This is a genomic window from Daejeonella sp. (assembly GCF_049655485.1).
In the GTDB taxonomy this organism is placed as follows: Bacteria; Bacteroidota; Bacteroidia; order Sphingobacteriales; family Sphingobacteriaceae; genus Daejeonella.
Map to the genome: position 1 here is coordinate 54940 of NZ_JBASJU010000247.1, position 16113 is coordinate 71052.

18 protein-coding genes are annotated in these 16113 nt (G+C 42.3%); 8 read left to right on the plus strand and 10 right to left on the minus strand.

The genetic code is table 11. The features are described from left to right. The first annotated feature begins 28 nt into the window (after positions 1-28). From ccoS to WBJ10_RS10560, 8 genes are all read left to right on the plus strand, one after another. Positions 29-199, plus strand: coding sequence for a cbb3-type cytochrome oxidase assembly protein CcoS (gene ccoS / locus WBJ10_RS10525; RefSeq protein ID WP_424290055.1), 171 nt, complete (start codon positions 29-31; stop codon positions 197-199). Positions 200-292: 93 nt separating this feature from the next. Further along, positions 293-2401 carry a cytochrome-c oxidase, cbb3-type subunit I gene (gene ccoN, locus WBJ10_RS10530; protein ID WP_424290057.1) on the plus strand — a complete coding sequence of 703 codons (2109 nt, stop codon included), beginning with the start codon at positions 293-295 and terminating at the stop codon, positions 2399-2401. A 108-nt stretch (positions 2402-2509) separates the two neighbouring features. Continuing rightward, on the plus strand, positions 2510-2719 hold the full coding sequence (locus WBJ10_RS10535) for a hypothetical protein (protein WP_424290059.1): 210 nt from the start codon (positions 2510-2512) through the stop codon (positions 2717-2719). Between the two features lie 28 nt (positions 2720-2747). Beyond that, the gene (locus tag WBJ10_RS10540; RefSeq protein ID WP_424290061.1) at positions 2748-3635 is read left to right on the plus strand and encodes a cbb3-type cytochrome c oxidase N-terminal domain-containing protein; all 888 of its coding nucleotides are present in this window, start codon (positions 2748-2750) and stop codon (positions 3633-3635) included. Between the two features lie 8 nt (positions 3636-3643). Continuing rightward, positions 3644-5023, plus strand: a complete 1380-nt coding sequence (gene ccoG / locus WBJ10_RS10545; RefSeq protein ID WP_424290063.1) for a cytochrome c oxidase accessory protein CcoG — start codon at positions 3644-3646, stop codon at positions 5021-5023. A gap of 3 nt (positions 5024-5026) precedes the next feature. Beyond that, positions 5027-5452: a FixH family protein gene (locus tag WBJ10_RS10550; RefSeq protein WP_424290065.1), complete on the plus strand. Its 426-nt coding sequence runs from the start codon at positions 5027-5029 to the stop codon at positions 5450-5452. Beyond that, positions 5449-6132, plus strand: coding sequence for a sulfite exporter TauE/SafE family protein (locus tag WBJ10_RS10555; RefSeq protein ID WP_424290067.1), 684 nt, complete (start codon positions 5449-5451; stop codon positions 6130-6132). Before WBJ10_RS10550 ends, WBJ10_RS10555 begins: the two co-directional genes overlap by 4 nt. 13 nt (positions 6133-6145) lie before the next feature. Beyond that, positions 6146-6874 (plus strand): TIGR00730 family Rossman fold protein, encoded by a 729-nt coding sequence (locus WBJ10_RS10560; protein WP_424290069.1) that lies wholly within the window; start codon positions 6146-6148, stop codon positions 6872-6874. Between the two features lie 27 nt (positions 6875-6901). Here WBJ10_RS10560 and WBJ10_RS10565 read toward each other — a convergent pair whose 3' ends face one another. The 10 genes from WBJ10_RS10565 to WBJ10_RS10610 all read right to left on the minus strand — a co-directional run. After that, the gene (locus WBJ10_RS10565) at positions 6902-8278 is read right to left on the minus strand and encodes an MBL fold metallo-hydrolase RNA specificity domain-containing protein (RefSeq protein WP_424290071.1); all 1377 of its coding nucleotides are present in this window, start codon (positions 8276-8278) and stop codon (positions 6902-6904) included. A gap of 203 nt (positions 8279-8481) precedes the next feature. Continuing rightward, entirely contained in the window at positions 8482-9156 is a 675-nt protein-coding gene (locus WBJ10_RS10570; RefSeq protein ID WP_424290073.1) for a BON domain-containing protein, read from the minus strand. A gap of 183 nt (positions 9157-9339) precedes the next feature. Continuing rightward, positions 9340-9717: a hypothetical protein gene (locus WBJ10_RS10575; RefSeq protein ID WP_424290075.1), complete on the minus strand. Its 378-nt coding sequence runs from the start codon at positions 9715-9717 to the stop codon at positions 9340-9342. A 113-nt stretch (positions 9718-9830) separates the two neighbouring features. Continuing rightward, a complete protein-coding gene (locus WBJ10_RS10580) occupies positions 9831-11120 on the minus strand; it encodes an acetyl-CoA hydrolase/transferase family protein (RefSeq protein WP_424290077.1) in 1290 nt (429 codons plus the stop codon). 17 nt (positions 11121-11137) lie between these two features. After that, positions 11138-11545: a hypothetical protein gene (locus WBJ10_RS10585; RefSeq protein ID WP_424290079.1), complete on the minus strand. Its 408-nt coding sequence runs from the start codon at positions 11543-11545 to the stop codon at positions 11138-11140. 18 nt (positions 11546-11563) lie between these two features. After that, on the minus strand, positions 11564-12166 hold the full coding sequence (locus tag WBJ10_RS10590) for a YceI family protein (protein WP_424290081.1): 603 nt from the start codon (positions 12164-12166) through the stop codon (positions 11564-11566). A gap of 56 nt (positions 12167-12222) precedes the next feature. Beyond that, complete coding sequence (locus tag WBJ10_RS10595) at positions 12223-13557, minus strand: hypothetical protein (protein WP_424290083.1); 1335 nt, start codon at positions 13555-13557, stop codon at positions 12223-12225. A 10-nt stretch (positions 13558-13567) separates the two neighbouring features. Then, complete coding sequence (locus tag WBJ10_RS10600; RefSeq protein WP_424290085.1) at positions 13568-14197, minus strand: YceI family protein; 630 nt, start codon at positions 14195-14197, stop codon at positions 13568-13570. Between the two features lie 249 nt (positions 14198-14446). Beyond that, entirely contained in the window at positions 14447-15022 is a 576-nt protein-coding gene (locus WBJ10_RS10605; RefSeq protein ID WP_424290087.1) for a helix-turn-helix domain-containing protein, read from the minus strand. A 75-nt stretch (positions 15023-15097) separates the two neighbouring features. Continuing rightward, positions 15098-16113 (minus strand): FAD:protein FMN transferase (locus WBJ10_RS10610; protein ID WP_424290089.1); only part of this gene is annotated, 1016 nt, incomplete at its 5' end.

Below are 16113 nucleotides of genomic sequence, written 5' to 3' on the forward strand. Positions count from 1 at the left end.
TTTTCCCCAAAAAAAATCCGTACTCAAAATGAATATTCTCTATTTCCTTATCGCTTGCAGTATCCTTATAGCCCTACTTTTCTTGTACGCCTTTTTCTGGTCAATGAAAGATGGTCAGAATGATGACATGGAAACCCCGGCAATGAGAATTCTTTTTGACGATGACAAACCGGAGGAAAACGGAAAATCGAAAGATTAATGATGAACATCACATTTTCTATTAACCTCGATCACTTCTCAATTATAAGCCTCATGATAATTTTACCCCCAGATCAAAACACGATAATTTAATATGCAGCTCGAAAAATTTCAGTACGATAACACGACCGTTAGGAACTTTGGTATAGCAACAGTGCTATGGGGAATCATTGGTATGACCGTAGGACTGCTTGTCGCTTTTCAACTTTTTACACCCGACGCAAACCTCGGCAATCAATACACCACTTATGGCCGGATCCGGCCCTTACACACCAATGCGGTAATTTTCGCCTTCGTAGGTAATGGCATTTTTATGGGTGTTTATTACTCATTGCAGCGCCTGCTTAAAGCGAGAATGTTTAGCGATGTACTCAGTAAGATCCATTTCTGGGGATGGCAACTGATTATTGTTGCAGCGGCTATTACCCTGCCTTTGGGATATACCACATCACATGAATATGCTGAGCTTGAATGGCCTATTGATATAGCGATAACTATAATCTGGGTAGTATTCGGTGTAAACATGTTCGGCACTATTATCAAACGAAGGGAACGTCATATGTATGTAGCTATATGGTTCTATATAGCGACGTTCGTAACCGTTGCGGTTCTGCATATTGTAAACTCATTCCAATTGCCTATCTCGGCTTTTAAAAGCTATTATCTATATGCCGGGGTTCAGGATGCGCTGGTCCAATGGTGGTACGGACACAATGCGGTCGCATTTTTCCTTACTACTCCTTACCTGGGCATGATGTACTATTTCCTTCCCAAAATGGCTAACAGACCAGTATATTCCTATAAGCTTAGTATCCTGCACTTTTGGTCACTGATTTTCATATATATATGGGCAGGCCCGCATCACCTTCTCTACTCCTCGCTGCCAGGATGGGCACAGTCACTTGGCGTCGCCTTTTCCATCATGCTGATCGCTCCCAGCTGGGGCGGTATGATCAATGGATTGCTAACACTCCGCGGAGCATGGGATAAGGTTCGAGATGATGCTATTCTGAAATTCATGGTTGTGGGTATCACTGCATACGGCATGGCCACTTTTGAGGGCCCATTGCTTTCATTAAAGCAAGTCAACGCCATTGCCCACTTTACGGATTGGATAGTGGCACACGTCCACGTCGGTGCACTTGGATGGAATGGTTTTTTAACATTTGCCATTCTCTACTGGTTGGTTCCAAGATTGTATCAGACAGAAATCTTCTCCAAAAAATTGATCGGCTTCCATTTCTGGATCGGAACTTTAGGGATTCTTTTCTATGCCGTGCCGATTTATCTTGCTGGATTTGCTCAAGGGCTTATGCTCAAGGAATTTACACCAGAGGGCCTTTTAAAATACCCATCGTTTCTCCAGACTACAATGGAGATTATTCCCATGTACATTTTCCGGGCGGTAGGAGGCACGATGTACCTGACCGGAGTTATTGTTATGACCTATAACCTCGTTAAAACCATGAAAAAAGGAGCGCTGCTTGCAAATGAGCCTGCCGAAGCTGTTTCCTTAGACCCTGTTTTTGTACCTCACGCAAGTGAAAAAACATGGCACCGTAATCTGGAACGCAAGCCAATGGCTTTCATGGTCTTGTCGGTGATTGTAATACTTATCGGCGGGATGGTTGAGATGATGCCTACATTCATCATTTCCTCAAATGTTCCGACTATCGCAAGCGTAAAACCCTACTCACCACTGGAGCTCCAGGGCAGGGATATCTATATCAGGGAAGGCTGTGTGGGTTGCCATTCACAAATGGTGAGGCCTTTCCGCTCTGAAACTGAAAGATATGGGGAATATAGTAAGGCTGGAGAATTCGTGTACGATCATCCCTTTCTTTGGGGTTCTAAACGGACCGGGCCAGATTTACATCGTCAGGGAGGAAAATACTCCAATGCCTGGCATTTTAATCATATGCTTGATCCAACTACGATGTCGCCAGGAAGTATAATGCCCTCATATCCCTGGTTAATAGACCAAAAGCTGGATACCACTACTACTACCTCTAAAATTAATGCAATGAGGACTCTTGGTGTCCCTTATGCTGAAAACTATGAGAAAATAGCGAACAATGACCTAAATATACAAGCGCGCGCGATAAGTGAATCACTGGTAAAAGATAATATCAAAGTTAAAGATGATCGTGAAATCATCGCGTTGATTGCTTATTTGCAGAGGCTGGGAACAGACATTAAGTAATACGTTGTACGTTCTACGTCTAGCGTACCAGACGTAAACGTTCTACGTAAAACGTATAACGTATAACTAAAGCATACTACTTAAAACTTATCACTTAAAATTCACAATATGTTTAAGCAATTCATCCAAAACTTCGCCGATAGCCGGATATATCTGATCACTTCTCTTTGGCTCTTCCTTATCTTTTTCCTTCTGGTAGCCATCATGTTATTCCGTATGAATAAAAGACATGTAGAATACATGAGCAATTTACCTCTTAAAGATGATGAAGATGCTGATGTTGTAGAAACGGCCGGCATTCGCGAAGGTAATTATTAAGAAACCAAGAGTACCAACACTTAATCTAATGAAAAGACGATTACTCCTTTGCCTAATTTTAGTCCTACCCATAGTTGCACTGGCGCAGGGTCAGGCTCCCGTTATAAACCAGAGCACTGCATCAGGAAATATATACACGGAAATACTCATAATAGTTTTCATCGTCACAGCGCTTATCATCTTGATGGCGGCCCTGTCTATGCTAAAAGCATTCAGGGTTATTGCACAGGAAATGCTTCATCCTCAGCCCTATGTGATTCCAGAATCCATCCAGGCTAAAGAATATACAGAGTGGAAAAATGGAAAACCCGAAACTCCGGGAATTTGGACAAAAATACTGGGCCTTAAACCCTTGTCGGAAGAGAAAGATATTCTGATGGAGCATCAATTTGATGGAATTTCTGAACTAGACAACCCTACCCCTGCATGGTTCATGTGGCTTTTCTACGGTACAATAGCTTTCGCACTTGTGTACATGGTGTATTTTCACGTGCTGGATTATGGATTGATGCAGGAGGAAGAATACGAAATTGAGATGGTTGCGGCGCAAGAGGAGCGGAAAATTTTCCTGGCTTCCTCGGCTAATAACATAGATGAATCATCGGTAAAGGTAAGTACAGAAGCGGGTACTATCGATGCCGGGAAGTCGGTCTATACTGCAAATTGCGTGGCATGCCATGGAGATAAAGGCCAGGGTTCCGTTGGTCCCAATTTAACGGATCCATACTGGATCCATGGAGGCACTGTAGGCAGCATCTTCAAAACCATCAAATATGGAGTGCCTGAAAAGGGAATGATCTCCTGGGAAAAGATGCTCACACCAAAACAGATCTCTGATTTGTCTAATTATATACTTTCGCTCAAGGGAACAAATCCACCCAACGGAAAAGCTCCTCAAGGTAATAAAGAAGGCTGATCTGCATCATGATGGAGGGGAATATTCTAAAAGCAGCAAATACGTCATCTAATAAAAGGGTGTGGATTTACCCGAAATTGATCAAGGGTAAACTATATCACTATAGAAATCTGATCAGTTATTTGCTGCTAATCACTCTATTCGCGACACCTTTCATTCGCTTTAATGGTGAACAACTGGTACTTCTGAATATTCTTGAACGGAAATTTGTCATTTTTGGGGTCCTGTTTATGCCCCAGGACTTTTACCTGTTCGTATTTGCCTTACTAAGTTTCATTGTCTTTATTGTGCTTTTTACGGCCGTTTTCGGCCGTGTATGGTGCGGATGGGCTTGCCCTCAAACCATTTTTATGGAAATGGTTTTCAGAAAAATCGAATACTGGATCGAAGGTGATGCACGTCAGCAAATTGAACTTAATGCCGCTCCCCTTTCGGCAGGAAAGATCTTGAAGAAAACTATAAAACACAGCATCTTTATTATAATCTCCTTTCTGATTGCCAACATTTTCTTAGCATATATCATTGGCTCAGATCAACTGATCAAAATCATTACAGAACCAGTTAGCCAGCACATCTCCGGTTTCCTTGCAATTTGCATTTTCACTGCTGTCTTTTACCTGGTATTTGCCAGGCTCCGCGAGCTTGTTTGCACTGTAATATGTCCCTACGGCCGTCTGCAGGGTGTGCTTCTCGACAGGGAAACCCTTGTTGTAGCCTATGACTATGGACGGGGAGAACCTCGCGGACACGTGCGGAAAAACGCAGAAAACGTGCTTGGGGATTGTGTGGATTGTGGATTATGTGTTCAGGTTTGCCCAACAGGGATTGACATCCGGCAGGGTACACAAATGGAATGTATAAACTGTACATTATGTATCGATGCATGCGACATGGTCATGGAAAAGACTCATCGTCCCCTGCGGTTGATCGGCTTCAAGTCGGAAGAAGAAATAAGCAGGACCCAAACCTTCAAATTTAGCAGAAGGGCTTATGCGTATTCGGTGATCTTGTTTCTGCTATTCGGCACCCTTACTACGCTCTTGATAGGACGATCTGATATCGCTGTCAATGTATTGCGAGCGGGCGGAACTATTTATCAGCTGCGTGAAAACGGCACGGTAAGTAATCTTTACAATGCTGAATTGATAAACAAAACTTCCGGTCCGATTGATTTCAGCATTCAAATGCCGGATAATCAAACCACGATAGAATACATTAATAAAGCGAACAAATTGGGGCGGGGTGAAAGTGTCAAACTCACTTTTTTCCTGATACGGCCACAACAACATGTTGACAAGTACAAATCAGGATTAACATTGGGAATCATATCAGGGGGTAAAGTGATCACCAAAGCAAAAACAACTTTCATTGCACCTCCTAATCTTTAAGACATGAACTGGGGAACAAAGCTGACTATTGGAATGGTTTTATTTATGGGCTTCATCATTACATTGGTGATTCTGATGATCAAACCTCATAAAGCAGATTCTTTAATTGAAGACGACTATTATGAAAAAGGCCAGACCTATGACCTCGATTATAATGCGCGCCGTGATGCGCAAAATGACAAAATGCTGCCTATAATTCAGCCTGGAGCAGAGGCCATTTCCATAACCTTCCCCAAGCCGGTGAGCTATACTATAACATTCCGTCGCCTGGCCGACTCCCGTTTTGACAAATCATACCAGAGCGATTCAACCCGGGCCCATATCAATATTCCAAATGCTGATTTGCCATCTGGTTCCTGGTTATTAAGAATCGAATACAAAGGCGAAGAACGAAATTACCTTTATCAGGATAAAATTCTTATGCCATGAGCTACCAGAGCCTCGCTTTTTTTACCGGCCTGTTTGGCAGCCTGCATTGTGTGATTATGTGCGGACCGCTTGTCATGTCAATACCTTTTACAGGACATTTATGGTTCACCTTATTTCAGAAATTCATGTACCAACTGGGACGGGTTTTGACCTATTCCCTCCTCGGATTCCTTGCTGGATCAATCGGTACCTTGTTCAATATTCTGGGTCTTCAACAGGCATTGAGTTTTTTGACTGGGGCCCTTTTGTTAGCCATTGCCTTTTACCACTTCTTTGGACGAAAAAGAATTACGAACAACGCTTACCTAAAATTTATCGCTCCGCTCATTTCATTTATGGGACGTTGGATGAGCAAACCCTATGGCGGGCTTGTCGCAGGGAGCCTACACGGCTTGATCCCATGCGGGATGGTTTATATGGCAATCGCAGGTTCACTAAATGCAGGATCAGCACTAGCCGGTAGCGAGTTTATGTTTTATTTCGGCCTTGGAACCACACCGCTTTTAATACTTAGTTCCTTTATGCCCCTCGTTCTGCGACGCCTTCGGGCGCCAAAAATGATGATACCTGCATTTTTTTTCATAGCTGGCGTATTTCTGGTAGGGCGTTCACTAAACGTGAATATACCTTATATCACTTCCCCGGTAATATCAAAAACAGAAGCCCCGGTATGTAATTAAAAACAATGCTCTCATGAAGGAAACAAGCCAATCGGAAATAAATTTCCTTAGCGGACCGCAGTCACGCTGGAAAGATTTTAAATTCACTGTGGAAACATTTTTTCAGATGATAAGAGGTTTTCGTGCACTGCATTTTGCCGGGCCCTGCATTACTTTTTTCGGATCTGCCCGCTTCAGTGAAGGACATGAATATTATGCACAGACCAGATCAATCGCTGCTGAATTTGCGAAGCTGGGATTTACCATTATGACCGGTGGTGGGCCTGGATTAATGGAAGCAGCTAACCGGGGAGCCAAGGATGTTGGCGGCAGGTCAGTTGGCTGTAATATTAAACTGGAACGCGAACAGGTTCCAAACGAGTATTTGGATAGATGGGTAAACATGAAGCATTTCTTCATCCGCAAAGTTCTGCTCGTAAAATACTCTTACGCTTTTATAGTAATGCCCGGAGGTTTTGGTACGATGGATGAATATTTCGAAGCGCTAACCTTAATTCAAACTCGAAAGATCAAGGACTTTCCGGTTATTATTTTTTGCCGGGAATTTCACAAAGAATTGATTGAGCATATTGAACTGATGTATACCCAGGGTGCAATTTCCGATGAAGACCGAAGGTTATACCTTGTTACCGATTCAATAGAAGAGGCAATTGAACTTATAAAAGAGAGGTGTATTAATCAATACAAGCTCGTTTCTAAGCCATTATCTCCACTAAGATTGTTGTTTGAACGTAAGTGGTGAAGTTCAGGAAACCAGGAGATATGGAGCTCAAATATCGAATAGCACACGCTCCTGATTTTGTTTCATTATATGAACTTGAATATTAAAGGTATCACGAATTTTTATCCTGAGTGCTTCCTGCGCCGAAGGTTCGCCATGTACAAGCAGAACTTGAACGGGTTTATTTTTGAATTTACTTACCCAGTTCAGGAGTTCCCTCTGGTCTGCATGGGCAGATAAGCTTGTGATCTCCTTAACCCTTGCTTTCACCTGGTGATATTCTCCGTGAATCTTAAGTTCGTATGATTGATTTAAAAGGGCCCTCCCCCGTGTTCCTTCGGCCTGAAAGCCGATTATGAATATTACGTTTCGTGTATCGCCAACATAATGCTTTAAGTAGGTCAGTACCCTGCCACCCGATAACATCCCGCTTGCCGCTATAATAATCTTCGAACCCTTAGAATTAATGATATCTTCCGTATTTCGCGAATCCCGGTTCACAGTAACCCCTTTCTTAACCCGGTTCCATTCATCGATTGTGACTTTAAATAATTCGGGATATCTAAAAGTTATCTCGGTTGCCTCAGCAGCCATTGGGCTATCCAAAAAAACCGGGATATGTTCTGGTATCATATGTGATTCCTTCAGCTTGGTGATAAGGTACATGAGCTCCTGTGCGCGGCCCACAGCGAAACTAGGAATCAATATATTACCACCAACCTTAATGGTTTCGTTGATTACTTTTGCTAGTTCAACCGAGGGATCTTCTGATGCATGTACTCTATCCCCATAGGTGGATTCCATAACGGCGTAATCAGCTGAAGTGAAGAAATCAGGCGCCTCTAATATGGGGCTATTAACCCGGCCTATATCCCCGGAGAAAATAATCTTTCTATTAAAACAGTTTACTTCGACTGAACATGCTCCGAGTATATGTCCGCATTGCTTGAACCGGAAATTCAGGTTAGCGCTCAGCGAAACTATTTCATCAAACTCAACGGTAACAAACTGATCGAATGAGTTTTCGGCATCTTTGACCGTATACAAAGCTAATGCTGGCGAATGTTTTGAGTAATGATAACGGTTTGCACGGTCAGCGTCCTCTTCCTGTATTTTTGCACTGTCGAGCAGGATAAGTTTTGTTAGTTCCGCCGTAGCACTGCTCATATAAATTTTCCCCCGAAAACCGCGCTTAACGAACAAAGGTATATATCCGCAATGGTCGAGATGGGCATGGGTAAGGATAAGAGCATGTATGTTGCTCACATGAACCGGCAAGCTTAACCAGTTTTGTTCCCGGAGGGATTTTCTTCCTTGAAAAAGGCCGCAATCAAACAGGATATTAAAATCAGGGGTCTTGAGTAAATGCTTGGATCCGGTAACGGTTTCGGCTGCTCCGAAAGATTGCAAACTAACTGTGTTCATGACATCGTTTCTTATAAACCAAATGTGCAGATACCCCGGGCAGCAAAAAATGACTGATGGCAGTCATTTAAATGATCAGTATCACAATTGAAAATCTATTTATTGTGAGCTATAAATAACGGGAATTTCACAGTTTTCATTAGTAGATCCGCCATGCTCGGTTTGAACCATCGGGAAACTGATCCTCTTTAATTTTTCCATCACTATAAGTTAAAAGCATAGGATGGCAACTCCACTTCAAGATTGTTCTGGATAGCCGTTACCCCAGGTGCCAGCCAGGCCGCGGTCTCCGCATCATCCTTCTCGGCAAAAGACCTGACTTTCCCACTCAAAATAACTGTGGTTCCATTTACCGAAACATCAATCTTACCGGAGTCAATCCTTGCATTACGTTCGAATGCAGAATTGATTTGCTGGTGAATATTCCCGGAATTAAGTCCTGGCTTAAGAGTGATAAGATTTATGACGGACCGCACGCCACTCAGATTCTCTATGACTGATTTAGCAGAGCTACGCTGGAAGTCCCAGTCGGTTTGCCCCTCCAGTTTTACAATTCCTTCCTCTACTTTGACGTATATATCCTCATCGGGGATGGTGGTTTGCCACTTCAAAGTGCTTAAAACTGCCTCGGCAATTTCAGAATCGGTTTTGCTCAGTGCCGGGGAAACACTAACTTCAATATCTTCTGCAATGGCCCTAACGCCTTTCACGCGTTTGACCGCCCGTTCAAGCGCTATCTTCTTTGAAAAACTATTGAGCGTTCCGGAAAGGGTCACCACGCCGTTTTTAACAGCAACGCCAATTTCAGATGAATTTAAATAGGGTTCCCATTCAAGTTCCTCCATTACGTCTTTTTGAATCTGGATGTCAGTTTTCATGCTGAGTTTAATAACCTGTTACCAAAAGAGCTATTAAAAAGCTGTATAAAAAATGACTGCTATCACAGAAGACTTTGATTGTAATCAAAAAAGCTATAAATATTAGAATACGGATATCTTTCCAGGGTGGTAGATATCCGTTTTTTCTGCGGCACTGGCTTCAAAAAAACCAGTCAATCCATATTAGATAACTGAGGTCAGCACAGTCGCAACCATCAGCAAGTGAATTATTACACTAACCATAAGAGAATTAAACGTAAACCTAAAAGAAGCACTTCCCATATTAGCGATTACGTTAATGAAGAACAAACCCATGCTAATCGACAAGAAAGTACCAGTTGGACCATTCAGTGAATAAACTAACAGGAAAGTCAGAGGTACTAAAATACAGCCGTGAAGCATGAGTGATCCAAGCCACCAGGCTACAGCCCTCGGTTTTTCATCGTCAACGAATGCAACATATTTTGCCCATAAGCCATTTGAATTGCCGTCAACCGTAGAAGTATTGTAAGTGAAAGATGCGGAACTTCTTTGTGTCGAAATATTTCTTTGTGTTGCCATTTGCTTTTATTTTATGACACAAAGTTGCGGTCGGAGGCCCTTTCAAAAAATGACTTTTGTCATGAAAAAACGTGATTTAACCAACACCAAAAGCATTTTCAGTTCTTAATCCTCTAACGTTCTTTGTTAAATCTGGAATGGAAAGCACTATCAAGAGCCTCCCTGTGATCCGGGTGCGAGATGGAAATAAGAGCTTTTGCGCGCTGTTTTAAATTTTTACCGAACAAGTCGACTATCCCATACTCGGTTACAATCCAATGGACATGGCCCCTTGTGGTAACCACCCCTGCACCTTCATTGAGAAAAGGTGTAATGCGGCTTATACCTTTCGCTGTTTGCGATGGCAATGCAATGATAGGCTTCCCGCCTTGTGATAGTGCGGCGCCATGAATGAAATCCATTTGCCCTCCAATCCCGGAGAACTGGTAGGTGCCCAAAGAATCTGCACAAACCTGGCCGGTAAGATCAATCTCAATAGCGCTGTTTACCGCTGTAACTTTGGGATTCTGCCGAATTATACTGGTGTCATTCACATAGCTAATATCCATCAGTCTCACACTCGGATTATCATCCACAAAATCATAAAGTTTGCGTGTTCCAGCCAGAAATGCTGTCACCGACCTTCCAACGTTAAGCCGCTTCTGGCTATTATTAATAACGCCATTTTGAATAAGGTCTATAACACCATCAGAAAACATCTCGGTGTGAAGGCCAAGATTTCTATGTGAATTCAGGTTTTTAAGTACCTGATCAGGTATACTGCCAATACCGAGCTGCAAGGTTGCTCCATCCTCAATTAGTGAAGCGACATTGTGTCCTATTCGACCCACCACATCATCAACTTTGCTGCTATAATCAACTTCAGGCAGAGCAGCCTCATGCTTGACCATTTTAGAAATCTTGCTTACATGTATGAAACCATCGCCGTGCGTGCGGGGCATCAATGAATTAACCTGGGCGATCACGTGCTTAGCGGTATCTACTGCTGCTCTGGCAATGTCAATGGATGTACCCAAGGAACAATAACCGTGTTCATCAGGAGGAGATACCTGTACCAGGGCGACATCAATCGGCAGGATCTGCCTGCGAAAAAGATGTGGAATCTGACTCAGGAATATAGGAATATAGTCGCCGTGATCACTGTTGACCACTTTGCGAGTCGCCTCAGAGACAAAGAGTGAATTGAAAAAAAATGATTTCCGGTGCTCCGGATTATCAAAATTGACGTCACCGAGAGTGGTTATGCTGACTAACTCAACATCTCTAAGTTCCTGATATCGTGCCTGTAAGGCTTCAACAAGACAAATGGGCGTTGCGGCACTTCCGTGAATGAAGACACGGTCACCAGACTGAACGAGTTCAACAGCTTTTGCTGCTGATATATAATCATAAGATAAGGTCATCGTTTTGCAAATTTAAATTAAGGATTGCTTGTTGCAAAAATGATTCCGGCGATAATTGCCTGCCCCATTCCATATATAAACCAGGAAAGGACCATTAAAAAAGTAATATCTAATGAACTGAACGTCAACCACATGATAGGCAGAAGAGCAACTACCGAGTATACAGCACCAAATTCAATCCCCCTAAGGATAAGCGGCCCCTTAAAAAGCCCCTTAAATCGCTCCCAAAACCAGGATAGTGCAAAACTGAAAACGAATGCATGTGAATAGAAAAGCAGGTCCCTGCTTCCGTCTGATTTAAAAAGGGGATTGTGGTATTCTATAAATAATTCAGGGAAGAACTTTATACTAAGATATAATCCTCCATAGCTCACAGCGAACAAGACAAATCCTGCAATTAGACCCGATATAAGCACTCTTTTCATATCATCAAATAAATATAATTAATCGTTTAATAATTGCAGAGCCAGATTAAACTCAGCAAACAATTTATCGTTCGTTTTGACCATCCCTCCAATTTTACTTGGAGGCACGATGCCGAAATCCGAAAACTTAATCTCCCGCACTCCTCTCAGCGCCATTTTGTTCTTACCGGAATGGTAGACCATGTATGCAACATTATATTTTTTCGAAACTCCAGCAATTTCAATACTCACTATCCCGTTGATGGGATAAGCTTTTAATTCCCCATCAGGATACCGCCCCAAACTGATAAATCGTATAATCATTTTAGGAAATTCTTTTGCCTTTAAAGTTTTGCGGAGATCCCCGGTCATCAGAGGATTATGACAATCAAAGTCCTGTATATAAAGGTTCATCCGACCATTGATATTTGTTATTTCAGAGCCCTTGAAGCGGTTCATCGTAAGAGTATCGGGCCGGAAATTGCCTGTGATAACGCAGCTAAACTTATTTACATTGGTACTCCCTTCGACTTTCAAAGTACATGCTTTGGTTATAACCCATCTTGTATATGCTTCTCCACCAGGCAAATCCAGTTTGAGAAGCAATAAAAGCGGAAGCAGCAAAAGTTGGAAAAAGTACATGAATGAAGATTGAGTAAAAAAACAGGCTAATCAGATCAGCCTGTGTCAGGTGTACATCAGAAGCCAACTACGGCTTGAACCATATATCCTTTAAACTCTCCTCCATTGCGGTAGTCTGCAGCGGGAATATCTTTGTATTGTTGCTTAACATATTCCGCTTTCAGCAAAATATTTCTGGTAAGAAACCAGCCGGCGCCGAAAGCAATCCGGTCAACCTTTATATCGTCATTATATACGATGCCTGGATTTGCTCCCGCTGCGGCTACATTAGCCAATCGTGCGGCTACCGCATTGTATCTGATTCCGACGAAAAGTTTTTCTTCAATCCCGAATCGATATACTGCATCTGCAGCAAACTGTGTAGCTTTCCTGTCGGAAGTTTCGTTTTTAGTCCGACCATTTGCAGCTTCATAAGTGGCAAATAGTTCCAAACCGCTTGCTTTTACAAATCCATTAAGCTGAAGAGCCTCTATCTTCTTACTGAATCCCGGATTTAGACGGCCTGAAAATGCATTTACCGAGTAGGTTCCGCCAGCACGTTCCATGGCCATAAAGTAATTTGATCCGGTACGGTCGCCGCCGTAAAGGGTCAATCCACCTGAACTGCTGTTTGTATAATATGAAGCACTAAGTCTGACACGTGCTAATTCCGTTAATTGTTTGTCGAAACCGCCTTTTAGATAGAGTGATGGTGATTTATTGGTGTTCTCACCCTGGGGACTTGGAGAAAGTTCATCGATATTTCCTTTAATCATACCATTGGATACACCTACCAATCCAAATAAGTCATTTTTACGCAGCAGAATCTCTCCCCCAATTTCAGTAGTAAAAGCGTCCATAATGTAGTTTTCAACGAAAGGATTATAAATGGTTTGTCCGCCGTCAGATCTTCGGAAATGCTGATCTCCGTAATTGATCTCCATATGTCCTACTTTGATCGTAGCGATCTTCATGATATCATCCCATATTTGCCCTTTAAAAGGAAGTTTATCAAATTGGATATATCCTCCCTTAACCCAGGTTTCGTTATGGTGGCGTGAAGAAAGATAGCTGGTTAAGTTTAGCAATATTCCATCAGCCAACTGCGTGTCCATATAGAGATTTGCATTTGCGGTATTGAATCCCGGAGAAATATTATAAAGTCCTCCGGAAGCATTCGTATGTTCGAGCCCTTGAAAGGACTGGGTAAAACCAGCGCCAAACTTGACTTTCAATTTGTTAAAGAACGCGTTTGTATCCTTTGGCGCCTCAAAGACATTGATGCCGCTTTGATCATATGGGCGTACATTAGCCACTTGCGTGACGTTGTCTTCCCGTTCCTGAGCATTTAATGCCCCTGCGCTCATACTTAGTATCAATAAGGCTGATGCCTTAATTATGGTAGTTTTCATTATTGATTGTTTAATTCTGAGTTATGGTATTATTCTGTTTTTTAAGTTTTAATATGAATTCGATTGTGACGTCATTACCAGTTTTTAGAGCACCCATCATAAAGCTGGGGACTTTAATTTTGTGATCACTCATCTTGATGGCTTTAGAGCCTTTCAAAGTAATGGTATCGTCTGAGTTCACTACATAAGTGGACATGATCACCACTTCATTTGTCACTCCTCCGATAGTAAGGCTGCCGGTTGCTTTAAGTTTATGCTGGGGCATTAAGGCTGCATCGTTAAGCTTAAAGCTGATTTTATTAAACTCTGCGGCTTTTAAAGTCTTATAAGCCCTGGTGTCCATTAAGTCATCTTTACTTTTAAGATTACTCACCGGCAGAGAAAAGGAAAGGGATTTAATGTCCAGCACCTCTCTATCTCTTACTTTGAAAATTCCTTCAAGGGTGAAGGTACTTGCAGTCATGTTCCAATCATGAAGATTGGATGTGCCCAACACCTTGATTTGAGAACCATTGGTTATTTTGTATGACGTTTGGGCTTGTGTTTCGACAGCAAATAAGAGCATACCGAGCATCATAAAGCATGTCCTTAACATTCCGCATTTGTTTATACTTGATGTTCTATATATGTTGTTTTTCATATCCTTTGTTTTTAACTATGGGGCAAAGGTATACCCGGGAGTGGCTGCAAAGAATGATGTCGTAACGTGTAAAAAGTGATTACAAACATTAAAATAACCCGCAAATAATATCCGGAGTCAGTTTGTTGTTTGAAGCGTGTATTTGTTGTGAGAAACTATACAGAGTAAGGTATAGCTATACCGTGAATGCAGTATGCGGATTTCGGCTGAGCCTCAGAAAATAAATAATCAATGTCCAAAAGAAGATACTCAAATTTGATCTAAAGAGTTCCTCTTCATATCAATTGCCCGTGTTTTCTTGAATTGAGATGGAGTTTGTCCGGTTATTTTTTTGAATTGTGCAGAAAGGTGAGCTATACTGCTGTAGCCTAGCTTAACCGCAATTTCGCTCAGATTAAATTCATCGTAAAACAGGAGTTCTTTCACTTTTTCTATTTTCTGGCGGATAATATACTGTTCAAGGGTAATACCCTCGACGGAGGAAAATAATGTGCTCAGGTAATTGTAATCGTGGAAAAGCTGATCAGAGATCAATTTGGACCAATTTACCTTATCATCTAAATCATCGGAATGATGGACTTTTTCGATGACGAGGGTTTTGATCTGGCCGATCATCCGGGTCCTATTATTGTCCAGCAACTCGAAGCCTAAATCCGTCAATCTAGCGCCAAGTTTAATACGACTCTCCTCATCCAATTCCTCTTCTTCCAATTGGACCACACCCATTTCTACAACAACCGGATGGAGCCCTGATGCCAGAAGCTCATTTCTAACCGCTGTTATACAGCGGTTACAGACCATATTTTTTATATGCAGCTCTAACATCAGGTAAAGATCGTCAGCCTAATTCAGTATTCAAATTATTTCGATTTATTGTTTGCCATACCGGATATTGTTGGATTAGTCGGATGAAGAATTTATTGATTGAATATCAATGCCCGAGTTTTTTGTAGCGATTGCCCTGCCGCTGTCATCGACCAATATACCTCTGTACTGCGGGAAAGATTTAATAAGCTTCAAACCCTTTCTCTTTCCAAGGACCATAACAGACGTGCTAAGACCGTTCGCAAATTCCGCGCTCGGACCTAAAACCGTTACACTCGATAGCCCTGAAGCCGGATATCCAGTTTTAGGATTGATTATGTGCGAGTAACGCTTCCCCTTAAACACAACATACTTTTCATAATTTCCTGAAGTGACGGCGGCTTCATCCACCAGAGACAAAACTGCCAGGAACTCCTCATCATCAATGGGATTGGTGATACCGATTTTCCAGGGATCCCCGGAAGGGTGTTTTCCCCAGGTATTCATATCTCCCGAACCATTTACGATTCCCGCTTTTACACCTTTTTTGATCATCATTTCACGGCACTGATCGGCGGCATAGCCCTCCCCCAGTGCTCCGAAACCTATCTTCATCCCTTCCTTCATTAAAAAAATGGAACTATTCTCTTTATTCAAGATAATATTCTTGTACCCGATCTTTTCTACGGAATTCTTTATGGCTTTCCGGGTAGGCATTTCCGTCATGGAACCGTCGAATTTCCATATTCGGTCCATCGCTGCAAAGCTGATATCAAAAGCCCCTTCAGTAATTTCGGAAAAAGAGAGTGCCCGTTCTGTTAACTCAAAGACTTCCTTGTCGACAACCACTGGCTTGATACCAGCATTTTTATTGACTTCTGAAATCTGGGTATGTGGCATCCAATCAGATATTAGGTGCTCTATCCGAGTGACTTCCGCGACTACTGTATCGATATAGGCATTGGCTGCCGATGAATCTTTTGCCACAATAGTTATATCGAACCTGCTTCCCATCAAACGCACCGCTCTTTGCTGAAGCACCTGAGCATTTGAAGAGAGCCCGGATAAAACCAAAATCACCGTTAAAATCTGTTTCATGATCAATAGCAGTC

Coding starts and splice junctions, on each gene's coding strand:
- ccoS (WP_424290055.1), top strand. CDS start 29: ATGAATATTCTCTATTTCCTTATCGCTTGCAGTATCCTTATAGCCCTA.
- ccoN (WP_424290057.1), top strand. CDS start 293: ATGCAGCTCGAAAAATTTCAGTACGATAACACGACCGTTAGGAACTTT.
- WBJ10_RS10535 (WP_424290059.1), top strand. CDS start 2,510: ATGTTTAAGCAATTCATCCAAAACTTCGCCGATAGCCGGATATATCTG.
- WBJ10_RS10540 (WP_424290061.1), top strand. CDS start 2,748: ATGAAAAGACGATTACTCCTTTGCCTAATTTTAGTCCTACCCATAGTT.
- ccoG (WP_424290063.1), top strand. CDS start 3,644: ATGATGGAGGGGAATATTCTAAAAGCAGCAAATACGTCATCTAATAAA.
- WBJ10_RS10550 (WP_424290065.1), top strand. CDS start 5,027: ATGAACTGGGGAACAAAGCTGACTATTGGAATGGTTTTATTTATGGGC.
- WBJ10_RS10555 (WP_424290067.1), top strand. CDS start 5,449: ATGAGCTACCAGAGCCTCGCTTTTTTTACCGGCCTGTTTGGCAGCCTG.
- WBJ10_RS10560 (WP_424290069.1), top strand. CDS start 6,146: ATGAAGGAAACAAGCCAATCGGAAATAAATTTCCTTAGCGGACCGCAG.
- WBJ10_RS10565 (WP_424290071.1), bottom strand. CDS start 8,278: ATGAACACAGTTAGTTTGCAATCTTTCGGAGCAGCCGAAACCGTTACC.
- WBJ10_RS10570 (WP_424290073.1), bottom strand. CDS start 9,156: ATGAAAACTGACATCCAGATTCAAAAAGACGTAATGGAGGAACTTGAA.
- WBJ10_RS10575 (WP_424290075.1), bottom strand. CDS start 9,717: ATGGCAACACAAAGAAATATTTCGACACAAAGAAGTTCCGCATCTTTC.
- WBJ10_RS10580 (WP_424290077.1), bottom strand. CDS start 11,120: ATGACCTTATCTTATGATTATATATCAGCAGCAAAAGCTGTTGAACTC.
- WBJ10_RS10585 (WP_424290079.1), bottom strand. CDS start 11,545: ATGAAAAGAGTGCTTATATCGGGTCTAATTGCAGGATTTGTCTTGTTC.
- WBJ10_RS10590 (WP_424290081.1), bottom strand. CDS start 12,166: ATGTACTTTTTCCAACTTTTGCTGCTTCCGCTTTTATTGCTTCTCAAA.
- WBJ10_RS10595 (WP_424290083.1), bottom strand. CDS start 13,557: ATGAAAACTACCATAATTAAGGCATCAGCCTTATTGATACTAAGTATG.
- WBJ10_RS10600 (WP_424290085.1), bottom strand. CDS start 14,197: ATGAAAAACAACATATATAGAACATCAAGTATAAACAAATGCGGAATG.
- WBJ10_RS10605 (WP_424290087.1), bottom strand. CDS start 15,022: ATGTTAGAGCTGCATATAAAAAATATGGTCTGTAACCGCTGTATAACA.